The organism is Rhabdaerophilum calidifontis (assembly GCF_008641065.1).
Classification (GTDB): domain Bacteria; phylum Pseudomonadota; class Alphaproteobacteria; order Rhizobiales; family Beijerinckiaceae; genus Rhabdaerophilum; species Rhabdaerophilum calidifontis.
Genome location: NZ_VTRS01000006.1, coordinates 133,839 through 146,926 on the forward strand (window position 1 = coordinate 133,839; position 13,088 = coordinate 146,926).

Below are 13,088 nucleotides of genomic sequence, written 5' to 3' on the forward strand. Positions count from 1 at the left end.
TCAATGCGCGCGGCTGATGCAGAAATCGACGACCTCGTCGAGCGCCTCGCGCATGTCCGAGGGCGGGAACAGCGCCAGCGCATCCTTCGCCATGGCGCCGTAATGGCGCGCGCGCTCGATCGTGTCCTCGATGGCGCGGTGGCGGCGCAACAGCTCGATCGCGCGGGCCAGGGCCGCATCGTCGGAGCGGCCCTCCTCGAGCGCGGCGCGCCAGAAGCCGCGCTCCTCGTCCGAGCCGCGCCGGAAGGCGAGCACCACCGGCAGGGTGATCTTGCCCTCGCGGAAATCGTCGCCGACATTCTTGCCGAGCTTGGCGGCCGTGCCGCCGTAATCGAGCGCGTCGTCGATGAGCTGGAAGGCGATGCCGAGATTGAGCCCGTAGGAGCGGCAGGCCTTCTGCGCCGTCGGCTCCGCCCCGGCGAGGATCGGCCCGACTTCCGCCGCCGCAGCGAACAGCGCCGCGGTCTTGGCGCGGATCACGGCGAGATATTCGTCCTCGGTCGTCGCGGTGTTCTTGGCGGCGGCGAGCTGCATCACCTCGCCCTCGGCGATCACGGCCGCGGCGGTGGAGAGCACGTCGAGGCAGGCGAGCGAACCGACTTCCACCATCATCTTGAATGCCTGCCCGAGCAGGAAATCGCCGACAAGCACGCTCGCCTCATTGCCCCAGACCTTGCGGGCCGAGGGCTTGCCGCGGCGCAGGTCGCTCTCGTCGACCACGTCGTCATGGAGCAGCGTCGCGGTGTGCATGAACTCGACCGAGGCCGCGAGCTTGACGTGGCCGGCGCCGGAATAGCGGCTGAGCCGCGCGGTCGCGAGCGTCAGCATCGGCCGGAGGCGCTTGCCGCCGGAGGAGATCAGATGCTGCGCGACCTCGGGGATCATCGTCACGTCCGAGCCGGTCCGGGCGAGGATCGTCTCGTTGACCCGGCCCATATCCTCGCGAACCAAAGCGACAAGGCGGTCGATGCTGCCGGAATCCGCCTTCTCGCCGAAGGAAACGACGACGCCCACGCTTTCGCCTCCACGCTGCCCGCGCGAGCGGGATTTGCCCCCCGCGCGATTGAACCGGCGCTAGGCATGCACCTAGATTGGCGGAATTGCAACTTGAGCCGATGCCGCATCCGCGATGCGCGGCGAAGCGAGGCCGGAATGCCGCAACAGGCCGCCGGGCAACCGGAACGCGTGACCGAGGACCGCCTGTTCGGCGGCCGTCTGCTGCTGCTTCAGCCGGCGCGCGGCCACCGCGCCGGCACCGATGCGGTTCTGCTCGCCGCCGCGACCCCGCCCGACGCGGCGCGGATCGCCGATCTCGGCGCGGCGAGCGGCATTGTCGGCCTGCGCGCGGCGCAGATCGCGCCGGCGGCGCGCGTTCTGCTCGTCGAGCGTGATCCTGCGCTCGTCGCGCTGGCCGAGGCCAACATCGCCCGCAACGGCCTTGCCGCGCGCGTCGCGGCGCGCGCGGCCGACATTCTCGCGCTTGGCCGGGCACCGGATCTGCGCGAGGATTTCGACCTCGTGCTCACGAACCCGCCCTTTCTCGAAGCCGGCCGGGCGCGGGTCTCGGCGGATGCCCGCCGCGCCGAGGCGCATGTGCTCGACGGCGATCTCGAAGGCTGGCTGCGCGCCGCCGCCACCCTGCTCGCGCCGCGGGGGCGGCTGGTGCTCATCCACCGCGCCGATGCGCTGCCGGCGCTGATCCGCGCCGCGGGCCGACGCTTCGGCGGGCTGCGGCTGCGCTTCATTCATCCGACGGCGGAGGGCACGGCGATCCGGGTTCTGATGACGGGGATCAAGGGCTCGCGGGCACCGCTCACCGTTCTTCCGCCCCTGGTGCTTCACGGGGCGGGCGGGGCCTTCACCGCGGAAGCCGCCGCCCTGCATGCCGGGGCGGCAGCCATCGAGCCGTGAGGGGCCTCAGCGGCAGACGCGGACGTAGCGCGGCCGCCAGCCATAGGGCGTCCACACCATCCGGCGCTGGGTGAAGCAGCGGCGGTAATAGACCGGCCGGCTGTAATAGCGCGGCGGGCCGACCCAGACGCGGCGGCAGCCATAGGGGCCGCAGCGCACGACCCAGCGCACAGATTCGGCCGCGGGACGCGAGGTTTCGTCGAGCGCGAGCGCCGGGCCGACGGGCAGGCTGGCGGCGCGGGCCGGCGCGGCGGCGGAAAGCCCGACAAGCAGCGTGAACAGGGCTACAATGGCGAAATGCGTTGATCGGATCATCAGGCAGGTCTCCTGTCTCAGTCGCCCGCCGCAATCATATCCGGCGGACATGAACATAGGTTCAACAACACGTTACGGCGCGGAAAGGCGGCGTCCCCGCCGCCTGTCTCACATGCCTTTCAGGCAGTAGAATTCCGGCTGCTGGCCCGGCCCCACCGGCACCTGCTGGACGACGGCGCAATTGGCGAAGCCGTTGATCTTCACGAGGCGCGCCGTCGGCCGGGCGCCGGGCGGCGGGGTGAACTTGCATTGGCGCAGGCTGGCGCCGTCGCTCTGGGCGTCGCAGGTCTCCGGCGCCCGGCGCCGCTCGCGCTGGTTCTGGGCATGGGTGATCGCCCCGTAATCCTGGGCCATCACGCCACCGGGCTCGCCGCCATTGCCGCTGTCGCCGCCGCCACCCTGGCCGCGGGCCATGGCGGGTTCGGTCAGCGTTGCGAAGGTGAGCATGCCGCCGGCGGTGCCACAGGACAGGGCGAGCGCGAGCGCGATGCTGTGGATCTTCGAGGATTTCGTCTGGCTGGTCATGGTCGTCTCTCCTGGCTGTTCTGACAGTTTCAGTTCGACCCGAACCCGGGCTGGGGCTGCGCTTGAAAGCGCCGCGTGATCTGTGCGCATCATGCGGCGGGGGCATCCGCGCGTCGGTGCGGCCGCGCACAGGCCTGATCGGGGAAACCGCGGCGGACGCTGCCGGATGCCGCGCCGGAAAGGCTTGCCCCGCGGGCCGGGGCTCGGCTAAGCGGAAGGCCCCGCTTTCCGCTGCGAAGGTCGCCCGCCTTGTCCGCCGATTCCGATCCGCTGAGCCCCACCCGCTCGTTCCAGGGGCTGATCCTCACGCTCCAGCGCTTCTGGGCCTCGAAAGGCTGCGTGATCCTCCAGCCCTACGACATGGAAGTCGGCGCCGGCACCTTCCACCCGGCGACGACCCTGCGCGCGCTCGGCCCGAAGCGCTGGAACGCCGCCTATGTCCAGCCCTCGCGTCGCCCGAAGGACGGGCGCTACGGCGAGAACCCCAACCGCTTCCAGCATTATTACCAGTTCCAGGTGATCCTGAAGCCGTCGCCGCCCAACCTGCAGGAACTCTATCTCGAAAGCCTCTTTGCGATCGGGATCGACCCGGCCCTGCACGATCTCCGCTTCGTGGAGGACGATTGGGAAAGCCCGACGCTCGGCGCCTGGGGGCTCGGCTGGGAATGCTGGTGCGACGGCATGGAGGTGAGCCAGTTCACTTACTTTCAGCAGGTCGCGGGTCAGGAATGCGCACCGGTCGCCGGCGAACTGACCTACGGCCTCGAACGCCTCGCCATGTATCTCCAGGGCGTCGACAACGGCTTCGATCTCAATTTCAACGGGCTCGAAGGCGCGGAAAAGGTCACTTACGGCGATGTGTTCCGGCAGGCCGAGGAGGAATATTCCCGGCACAATTTCGAATATGCCGATACGGACAAGCTCTTCCGCAATTTCGCCGAGGCCGAGAAGGAATGCCGGGCCCTGCTCGCGGCGGGCGATCGCGGCGAGGGCGCGCGCCATCTCCAGGTGCTCCCGGCCTATGACCAGTGCATCAAGGCCTCGCACGCATTCAACCTGCTCGATGCGCGCGGGGTGATCTCGGTCACCGAGCGGCAGAGCTACATCCTGCGCGTGCGCGAACTCGCCAAGGCCTGCGGCGCGGCCTGGGTGCAAACCGAAGCCGGGGGGGCGTGAGCCATGGAGCCGAAGACCTTGTTGCAAATGGCTGGCGTCGCTCCGGTGCCGCCGATGCTGGCGGAAAGCGTTCTCGTCATCATTGATGCACAGAACGAATATCTCGAGGGGCCGCTGGGGCTCACGGGCATCGGCCTTGCAGTTGAGCGCTCCGCCGAGGTGCTCGCCGCCTTCCGCAAGGCAGGGGCACCGGTGATCCACATCGCGCACAAGGGTCGCCCCGGAGGCGCCTTTGATCGCGATGCGGCGCGCGGGCAGATTGTCGAGGCGCTGGCCCCGATAGCCGGTGAAACCGTGATCGAGAAGCCGTTGCCGAATTCCTTCGCGAAAACCACTTTGGCCGAGGCCATCGCGGCCACCGGCCGCATGAAGCTCGTGACGATCGGCTTCATGACGCATATGTGCGTCTCATCCACGGCGCGCGCTGCGCTCGATCTCGGCTTCGCGACGACAATTCTCGCCGACGCCTGTGCGACCCGTGACCTGCCGGATGGATCGGGGGGGGTGGTGCCGGCGGAAGTCGTGCACCGCGCGGAACTTGCCGCCCTGTCGGATCGGTTCGCAGGAATTTTTTCGACCGCGACCTTCCTAGGCAGCCAGACCTGAGCCATGCCCGATCTTCTCTTCGAACTCTTCTCCGAGGAAATCCCGGCGCGCATGCAGCGGCAGGCGGCGGCGGATCTCCAGCGCCTCGTGACCGGCGCGCTGGTCGAGGCCGGCGTGACCTATCAGGGTGCACGCGCCTTCGCGACCCCGCGCCGGCTCGCGCTGCACGTGGCGGGCCTGCCCGCCCGCCAGCCGGACACGCGCGAGGAGCGGAAGGGCCCGCGCGTCGGCGCGCCCGAGGCGGCTCTGGCCGGCTTCCTGAAATCCGCCGGGCTGACGGATATTTCTGAGGCGAAGATCGAGAGCGACCCGAAGAAGGGCGAATTCTATGTCGCCGTGATCGAGAAGCCCGGCCGCGCGACGCTCGATCTCCTCGCCGAAATCCTGCCGCAGGTCATCCGCGCGTTTCCGTGGCCGAAATCGATGCGCTGGGGGGCGGCAAGCGCGGCGCCGGGCTCCTTACGCTGGGTGCGGCCCCTGCGCGCGATCGTCGCGACCTTCGGCCCCGAGACCGAGGACCCCGAGATCGTGCCGTTCGAAATCGACGGGCTCGTCGCCGGCAACGTCACCTACGGTCACCGGTTCTTGAAACCGGAGGCGATCACCGTGCGTCGCTTCGATGATTACGTCGCGAAGCTTGAAGCTTCAAAGGTCGTGCTCGATCCCGAGCGCCGCAAGGCGATCATCAAGGCGGATGCGAAAAATCTTGCTTTTGCGCAAGGGCTTGAGGTTGTGGAGGACGAGGGCCTGCTGGAGGAGGTCGCGGGCCTCGTCGAATGGCCGGTCGTGCTGATGGGGTCGTTCGAGGCGGATTTCCTCGATGTGCCGGGCGAGGTGATCCGCGCCACGATCCGCGCCAACCAGAAATGCTTCGTGCTGCGGCGCGCGGACGGCAGCCTCGCCAACCGCTTCCTCATGGTCTCGAACATCCTCGCCCGGGATGGCGGGAAAACCATCATCGCCGGCAACGAGCGCGTCATCCGCGCGCGGCTCTCGGATGCGAAATTCTTCTGGGAGACGGACAAGCGGGTCTGGCGCGAGGACAAGGAATTCGCCCGGCTCGAGAAGTTCAAGAACGTTACCTTCCACGAGAAGCTTGGCAGCCAGTGGGACCGCATCGAGCGGATCCGCGCGCTGGCGAAGGAACTGTGCAATGTCACCGGGGCCGACCCCGCAAAGGTCGATCGCGCGGCGCGGCTCTGCAAGGCGGATCTGCTCACGGAAGTCGTCGGCGAATTCCCCGAGGTGCAGGGGCTGATGGGGCGCATCTATGCCGGGCTGATCGGCGAGGACATTTCCGTCGCCGCCGCCTGCGAGGCGCATTACAGGCCTGCGGGGCCGACGGATTCGGTGCCCACGGACCCGGTTTCCGTCACCGTGGCTTTGGCCGACAAGCTCGACACCCTCGTCGGCTTCTGGGCCATCAACGAGAAGCCCACCGGCTCCAAGGACCCCTATGCGCTGCGCCGCGCGGCTTTGGGGGTGATCAGGCTCGTGGTGGAGAATGGGGTGCGGTTGGAGCTTCGCCCGGTTCTGTTCCGCACCATGCGGGCAGGCTTGGATTCTCAGCAGGCCGGCAAAACGGACCCGGACGCTGGGCGTCGCATGCGCGAGGACCAAGCCGCCGACCTCCTCGCCTTCTTCCATGATCGCCTGAAGGTCATGCTGCGCGACCAGGGCGCGCGGCATGATCTCGTCGATGCCGTGCTCGGCAACGGCGGCAAAGCGAAATCGAACGAGGTGGAAACCGGCTCGCGCGAAGATTTCGCGTCAGGAAACAATGCCAACGACGACCTCCTGCTCGTCGTCCGCCGGGTGGAAGCCCTCGGCGCCTTCCTCGATACGGAGGACGGCAGGAGCCTGCTCGCGAGCTTCCGCCGCGCCGCCAACATCCTGCGCGCCGAGGAGAAGAAGGACGGCGAGGGCGCGTTCGAGGCCGCCGCCGATCCCGCTCTGCTGAAGGAGGGCGCCGAGCAGGCGCTGCATGATGCGCTCTCAACAGCGGGCGAGGCGGCATCCGTTGCGCTCGACAAGCAGGATTATGCCGCCGCCATGCGTGCCATGGCCGCCTTGCGCGGCCCGGTCGATCGATTCTTCGAGGCGGTTATGGTCAATGCCGAGGATCCGGCCATCCGCCGCAACCGCCTCGCGCTGCTCGCCGCGCTCCGGCGCGTGACGCGGCAGGTGGCGGATTTCTCGAAGGTCGCGGGGTGAACGCACGCCTTACACGAACCGAACAGCCAACCCTTCTTATCACGGCGTCCGATTGATCGATCAAATCTATTCATTCGTGAAATGGGTCCGGTGCGTGTAGCCTCCGGGGCAACGGGAGCCGCGCCGCGGCTCCGCCCCGCCTGGAGCCCGCCATGTCCCCACCGGCTTCCGCCGCCGTTGCGCCTCGTGTCCTGCCGGTCGCGCTCGTCATTCTCGCCGGCTGCCTGTGCTCGATGCTGACCTTCGGTCCGCGTTCGGCCATGGGTTTCTTCCAGCAGCCGATCATCTCCGCCAATGGCTGGGGGCGCGATGTCTTTGCCTTCGCCATTGCGGTCCAGAACCTGCTCTGGGGGGTCGGCCAGCCCTTCATGGGCGCGATCGCCGACCGGTTCGGCACGTTGCGCGTGCTCTGGATCGGGGCCGGGCTCTATGCCGCCGGCCTCTACCTGATGACGTTTTCGACCGATCCGCTGACGCTCAATATCGGCGCCGGGGTGCTGATCGGCTTCGGCCTCGCCGGCTCCTCGTTCAACCTGGTCCTCGCGGCCTTCGGCAAGCTGCTGCCGCCGGAGAAGCGCGGCATGGCGTTCGGCTTCGGCACGGCCGCCGGCTCCTTCGGCCAGTTCCTCTATTCGCCGCTCGGCGTGATGCTGATCCGGGATTACGGCTGGCAGCAGGCGCTGGTCATCTTCGCCGGGCTCACGCTGCTCGTGCTCCCGCTGGCGCTCGCGCTCGCGACGAAGCCGCAGGACAAGGCACCCGGCACGGGCATGACGGCGCCCTCCGCCGCCGCGGGGCAATCGATCCGGCAGGCGCTGGCGGAGGCGTTCCGGCACCGCTCCTACGTGCTGCTCGTGCTCGGCTTCTTCACCTGCGGCTTCCAGCTCGCCTTCATCACGGTGCATCTGCCGAGCTACCTCAAGGATATCGGCATCCCGCCTGAGATCGGCGGCTGGACGCTTGCGCTGGTGGGCATATTCAACATCGCGGGTTCGCTCACGGCCGGCTGGGCCTCGAACCGCGTGCCGAAGCGCTGGATCCTGGCGCTGATCTATCTCGCGCGATCCGTGGTCACGGTGGGGCTGCTGCTGGCCGTCCCCTTCGCGGCGGTTCCGGTTTCCCTCTTCGGCATCCAGAGCATGGCCGGGATTCCGCTCACGATCGGCGTTCTGACGGCGCTGTCGTTCGGCGCCCTGACCGGGCTGCTCTGGCTTTCCACCGTGCCGCCGACGGCGGGGCTGGTCTCGATCATGTTCGGCCCGCGCTACATGGCCATGCTCTACGGCTTCGCCTTCTTCTCGCATCAGGTCGGCGGGTTCCTCGGCGTATGGCTCGGCGGCCTCCTGTTCGAGCGCACGGGCAGCTATGACATCGTCTGGTGGCTTTCCGTGGCGCTGGGCATCGCCTCGGCACTGATCAACCTGCCGATCGTCGAGAGGGCGGCGCCGGGGCGCTGGCAGTTGCAGGGCGCCTGACGCCGCTCAGCCGTCCTCGCCCTCGATGATCTTGCGCTTGCGGGCGAGTTCGGTGCCGAAGAATTCGAGAAAGGCGCGCACCCGCGCCGCCTTCTTGAGATCCGGATGGGTCAGGACCCAGAGCCCGGTGCTGGAGGTCGGCCGCAGCGCCGGGATGCGGATCAGCCCCTTGATGCATTCGCCGATGAAGCTCGGCAGCACGCCGATGCCGAGCCCGCTCTCGATCGCGGTGGCGAGCACCGAGACCATGTTGACCTTCACGCCGATGCAATCGGGATGGACATTGGCCGCCATCCAGCGCGCGCCCGCGGTCATGGCCAGCGGATCGCCGAGGCCGACCCAGCGCATCGGCGGCCGCGTCAGCGCCACCGCGTCGTCGAGCGGCAGCTTGAGTTCATGGGCGAGGCCGGTCGAGAGATAGGCATGCCAGGCGATGGTGGCGACGCGACGGCCGACCAGCGTCTGCGGCGGGTCGATCGCGGCGCGGATCGCGACATCGGCGTCGCGGCGCGACAGGTTGAGCGCGCGGTTATCGATCACGAAATCGAGCGTGATCTCGGGATATTTCCGCCGGAACGCGCAGAACATCGGCGCGACGAGATGCGAGAAGATCGTGTCGGTGGTTGTGACCCGCAATTCGCCGGAGGGGCGGACATCCTGTCCCGCGACGCGCCGTTCGAACTCGACGATCGATTCCGCCATCCGCACCGCGAGCGCAACCATCTCCTCGCCGGCAGAGGTCAGCATGTAGCCGGTGCGCGCACGCTCGAACACGCGCACGCCGAGCTGTTTCTCCAGCGCGTTGAGGCGGCGGAACACCGTGGAATTGTTGACGCCGAGCGCATCCGCGGCGCCGCCGAGCGAACGGTGGTCGGCGATGGCGCGGACGAGGCGGAAATCGTCCCAGGCGAGCGGCTGCATCGAGACTCCGAAACCCACGGCGGGGCCAGGACCCGCCGGAAGCACGTCATACAAGTGTCACGGCACGGCAGGCAAGGCCCGCGCCCCGCGCCCCGCGCCCCGCGCCCCGCGCCTATCCGCCGATCACGCCCGCGGCGCTGCCGCGCGCCGCAGCCGGTCGCGGATCGCCTCGCCGAGCCCTTCGGGGGGGATCGGCGCCACCGCGATGCCGCGATGCGCGCGGGCGTCGAGCGCGCGCAGATGGTGGTAGAGATTGGCGGCGGCCTCGGCGAGATCGCCGGTTTCGGAGAGGTTGAGCGTCAGCCCGGCTTCCGCCCCCGCCGGCAGCGGCAGGCCGAAGCCGAGGCAGGCTTCGCCCGGCAGGATCCGCGCCGCGTCGAGCCGCACCGGATGCGCGGGCGCGTAATGCGAATCGAGCCGGCCCGGCGCCAGCGGTGCTGCACCGTCGCCGCGATGCGCGGCAAGCGGGCGGCCAAGCCGAGCCTCGATCGCGGCGCGCGGCAGGCCGCCGGGGCGCAGCAGCGCCACCTCGCCGTCGAGGCAGGCGAGGATCGTCGATTCGACCCCGACCGGGCTCGCCCCGCCCGCGACGATCGCCGCGATTCCCGCGCCGAGATCCGCCGCGACATGCTCCGGCCGGGTCGGCGAGACATGGCCGGAGCGGTTGGCGCTCGGCGCTGCAACCGGTCGCCCCGTCGCGGCGAGGATCGCCTGCGCGACCGGGTGATCGGGGACGCGGATCGCCAGCGTCGCGAGGCCCGCCCGCGCCAGTTCGCAGACCGGCGAGGCCGCACCGGCCGGCACGACGAGCGTCAGCGGTCCGGGCCAGAAGGCGCGGGCGAGGGCGCGCGCCGGTTCCGGGAAATCACCGAGCTCGAGCGCCGCGTCGAGCGTGGCAGCATGCGCGATCAGCGGGTTGAAATGCGGCCGCCCCTTGGCGGCATAGAGCCCGGCTATGGCGGCCGGGTCGGTCGCGTCGGCACCGAGGCCGTAGACGGTCTCGGTCGGGAAGGCGACGAGCGCCCCGGCGCGCAGAAGCCGCGCCGCCTCGGCGATGCCGGCGGGGGCGGCATCGAGCCACAGGGGCCGGCCGGAGCCGGAACGGGGCGGCGCGATCGCGGCCATGGTCCAATCCCTCGCGCGAATGTCAGGTTTTTGACACAGGCCCCGCGCGATAGCGTGGATAATGGCCCGCGTCGATCCTTGATCGCGTCGCCGGCGACACTTCGTGCGATCGGGCTTGCAACGGATCAGGAGACGATATAGTTTATATGTAAACAAACTGATGTCGAGCCGCGGCCCCGGCCTTTCGGGAGAGGGGCGGCCTTGCTAGGCTCGCGGAACACGAAAGACGAGGGCGGCCCGTTCCGCCCGCATGGAGGGAACGTGACCTATCGCGCGCCGGTCGAGGATATTCTGTTCGCGATGCGCCATGCCGCCGGGCTTGAGCGCGGGATCGAGAGCGGGCTCTACGCCGATCTCGCCGATGGCGCCGCCGAGGCGGTGCTCGAGGAGGCGGCGAAATTCGCCGAGGCGCGGATCGCGCCGCTCAACCGCACCGGCGACCGGGAGATGGCCCGCCTCGTCGACGGCCGGGTGGTCATGCCGGAAGGGTTCGCGGAGACCTATCGCGATTGGGCGGCGGGGGGCTGGCTGGGGGTCGCGGCCGCGCCGGAATTCGGCGGCCAGGGCCTGCCGGTCCTGCTCAACATCGCCTGCACCGAGATGTGGAACGCGGCGAACCTCGCCTTCGCGCTCAACCCGCTGCTCACCATGGGCGCGATCGAGGCGCTGACGGCGCATGGCTCGGATACGCTGAAGGCGACCTATCTTGAGAAGATGATCGCCGGGGAATGGACCGGCACGATGAACCTGACCGAGCCGGCGGCCGGCTCGGATCTCAACCTGCTGACCGCGCGGGCCGAACCGGCGGGCGACGGCAGCTACCGCATCTTCGGCAGCAAGATCTTCATTACCTATGGCGATCACGAGATGACGGAGAACATCGTCCATCTCGTGCTCGCGCGGCTGCCGGACGCGCCGCCCGGCACGCGCGGCATCTCGCTGTTCCTGGTCCCGAAATTCCTCGTCAACGCCGATGGCTCGCTCGGCGCGCGCAACGATCTGCGCTGCCATGCCCTCGAACACAAGCTCGGCATCCACGCTTCCCCGACCGCGACCATGATCTATGGCGATAGGGGTGGCGCCATCGGCTGGCTGGTCGGCGAGGAGAACAAGGGCCTCGCCTGCATGTTCACGATGATGAACAATGCCCGCCTGGCGGTGGGCGTCCAGGGCGTGGCGGTGGCCGAGCGTGCCTATCAGCAGGCGCTCGGCTATGCGCGGGAGCGCCGGCAGGGCCGGGCGACCGGCGCTTCTGCGGCCTCGCCGATCATCGCGCATCCGGATGTCAAGCGCATGCTGCTCGAAATGCGCGCGAAGACCGCCGCCGCGCGTGCGCTCTGCCTGGCGACCGCCGCCGCGCTCGACCGCCACCACCGCGCCGGAGATGCCGAGGCGGAGCGGATCGCGCACGAGGAGGCGAGCCTGCTGACCCCGATCGCCAAGGCGTTCTCGACCGATATCGGCATCGAGGTCGCCTCGCTCGGCGTGCAGATCCATGGCGGCATGGGCTTCGTCGAGGAGACCGGGGCGGCCCAGCATTACCGCGATGCGCGCATCCTTCCGATCTACGAGGGCACCAACGGCATCCAGGCGATCGATCTCGTGACGCGCAAGCTGCCGCTCTCCGGCGGGGCGCGCGTCGCGGCGATGATCGCGGAGTGCCGCCGCTCGGCCGAGGCGGCCGCCGCGGTCAACGAACCCGGCTTCGGGCGCATGGGCGCGCGCCTCGGCGAGGCGGTCGACGCGCTCGAACGCGCGACGCGCTTCATGCTCGACAATCTCAAGGCCCGGCCCGACACCGCACTCGCCGGCGCGACGCCCTATCTCCGGCTCTTCGCGCTGGCCGCCGGCGGCGCGCGCCTTGCCGATCAGGCCTTGGCCGCGCGGGCGGCGCTTGCCGCGGGTGAGACCGATCCGCGCCATGCCCGGCGCATCGGCGATGCCCGTTTCTTCGCCGAGAATGTTGCGAGCGGCGCCGGCGGGCTCGAGATCGCGGTGCTCGAAGGCGGCGAGGCCGTCAATGCCGCCTTCCAAGATGCGGCGGAGTGAGAGCATGACCGGGAATGTCGTCCAGCGGCGCGAAGGCGCCGTCCTAGTCCTGACGCTCGACCGCGCCGACAAGAAGAACGCGCTGACCGGCGACATGTATCGCGCGCTGAGCGCCGGCCTCGCGGACGCCAATGCCGACCCCGCCATCGGCGCGACGCTGATCCTCGGCCAGCCGGGCATCTTCTGCGCAGGCAACGACATCAAGGATTTCGTCGGCTTCGCGATGTCGGGCAGCCTGGGCGAGCCGATCCTCGCCTTCCTGCGCGCGCTCGTCGCCAATGCGAAGCCGCTCGTTGCAGGCATCGACGGCGCCGCCATCGGCATCGGCACCACCCTGGTCCTGCATTGCGATTACGCCGTGGCGAGCGAGCGGGCGCTGTTCCAGACGCCCTTCGTCGATCTCGCCCTGGTGCCCGAGGCCGGTTCGAGCCTCATCCTGCCCCAGCTCATGGGCCAGCGCCTCGCCTTCGAGATGCTGGTGATGGGCGAGAAGTTCGACGCGGACCGCGCGGCGGCCACCGGCCTTGTCAACCGCGTCGTCGCGGCCGAGACGCTCGAAGCCGCCGCGATCGACGCCGCCCGGCGCATCGCCGCCAAGCCGCGCGAGGCGACGATGATCGCCAGGGCGCTGATGCGCGGCGATCCCGCCGCGCTGCTCGCACGGATCGACGCGGAGGCCAGCGCCTTCGCCGAGCGTCTGCGCTCCGACGAGGCCCGGCGGGCCTTCGAGGCGTTCCTGTCGAAAGGCAAGGGATGAGCCGGGGCCCGATC

Annotated in this window: 12 protein-coding genes; 7 read left to right on the forward strand and 5 right to left on the reverse strand. The window is 69.5% G+C overall.

Annotation, left to right across the window (positions count from 1 at the left end):
• The gene (locus FWJ24_RS11125) at positions 1–1,014 is read right to left on the reverse strand and encodes a polyprenyl synthetase family protein (RefSeq protein ID WP_166443669.1); all 1,014 of its coding nucleotides are present in this window, start codon (positions 1,012–1,014) and stop codon (positions 1–3) included.
• 138 nt (positions 1,015–1,152) lie between these two features.
• Between FWJ24_RS11125 and FWJ24_RS11130 the strand changes: the two genes are divergently transcribed.
• Positions 1,153–1,911 (forward strand): tRNA1(Val) (adenine(37)-N6)-methyltransferase, encoded by a 759-nt coding sequence (locus FWJ24_RS11130; RefSeq protein WP_150287901.1) that lies wholly within the window; start codon positions 1,153–1,155, stop codon positions 1,909–1,911.
• Positions 1,912–1,917: 6 nt separating this feature from the next.
• On the opposite strand, the gene FWJ24_RS11135 is transcribed toward FWJ24_RS11130, so the two are convergent.
• Together FWJ24_RS11135 and FWJ24_RS11140 are read right to left on the reverse strand one after the other, a co-directional pair.
• Complete coding sequence (locus FWJ24_RS11135) at positions 1,918–2,226, reverse strand: hypothetical protein (RefSeq protein ID WP_150287902.1); 309 nt, start codon at positions 2,224–2,226, stop codon at positions 1,918–1,920.
• Positions 2,227–2,334: 108 nt separating this feature from the next.
• Positions 2,335–2,751 (reverse strand): hypothetical protein, encoded by a 417-nt coding sequence (locus FWJ24_RS11140; RefSeq protein WP_150287903.1) that lies wholly within the window; start codon positions 2,749–2,751, stop codon positions 2,335–2,337.
• A 249-nt stretch (positions 2,752–3,000) separates the two neighbouring features.
• Here FWJ24_RS11140 and FWJ24_RS11145 point away from each other — a divergent pair, with 249 nt between their 5' ends.
• From FWJ24_RS11145 to FWJ24_RS11160, 4 genes are all read left to right on the forward strand, one after another.
• Positions 3,001–3,927, forward strand: coding sequence for a glycine--tRNA ligase subunit alpha (locus FWJ24_RS11145; protein ID WP_150287904.1), 927 nt, complete (start codon positions 3,001–3,003; stop codon positions 3,925–3,927).
• A 3-nt stretch (positions 3,928–3,930) separates the two neighbouring features.
• The gene (locus tag FWJ24_RS11150) at positions 3,931–4,533 is read left to right on the forward strand and encodes a cysteine hydrolase family protein (protein WP_150287905.1); all 603 of its coding nucleotides are present in this window, start codon (positions 3,931–3,933) and stop codon (positions 4,531–4,533) included.
• A 3-nt stretch (positions 4,534–4,536) separates the two neighbouring features.
• Entirely contained in the window at positions 4,537–6,747 is a 2,211-nt protein-coding gene (gene glyS, locus FWJ24_RS11155; protein WP_150287906.1) for a glycine--tRNA ligase subunit beta, read from the forward strand.
• 152 nt (positions 6,748–6,899) lie between these two features.
• Entirely contained in the window at positions 6,900–8,222 is a 1,323-nt protein-coding gene (locus tag FWJ24_RS11160) for an MFS transporter (RefSeq protein ID WP_150287907.1), read from the forward strand.
• 6 nt (positions 8,223–8,228) lie between these two features.
• Here FWJ24_RS11160 and FWJ24_RS11165 read toward each other — a convergent pair whose 3' ends face one another.
• Positions 8,229–9,143: a LysR family transcriptional regulator gene (locus tag FWJ24_RS11165; RefSeq protein ID WP_150287908.1), complete on the reverse strand. Its 915-nt coding sequence runs from the start codon at positions 9,141–9,143 to the stop codon at positions 8,229–8,231.
• Between the two features lie 123 nt (positions 9,144–9,266).
• Positions 9,267–10,268, reverse strand: a complete 1,002-nt coding sequence (locus FWJ24_RS11170; RefSeq protein ID WP_150287909.1) for an L-threonylcarbamoyladenylate synthase — start codon at positions 10,266–10,268, stop codon at positions 9,267–9,269.
• Between the two features lie 261 nt (positions 10,269–10,529).
• Here FWJ24_RS11170 and FWJ24_RS11175 point away from each other — a divergent pair, with 261 nt between their 5' ends.
• The gene (locus tag FWJ24_RS11175) at positions 10,530–12,317 is read left to right on the forward strand and encodes an acyl-CoA dehydrogenase family protein (RefSeq protein WP_150287910.1); all 1,788 of its coding nucleotides are present in this window, start codon (positions 10,530–10,532) and stop codon (positions 12,315–12,317) included.
• A gap of 4 nt (positions 12,318–12,321) precedes the next feature.
• Positions 12,322–13,074 (forward strand): crotonase/enoyl-CoA hydratase family protein, encoded by a 753-nt coding sequence (locus tag FWJ24_RS11180; protein ID WP_150287911.1) that lies wholly within the window; start codon positions 12,322–12,324, stop codon positions 13,072–13,074.
• Positions 13,075–13,088 lie beyond the last annotated feature (14 nt).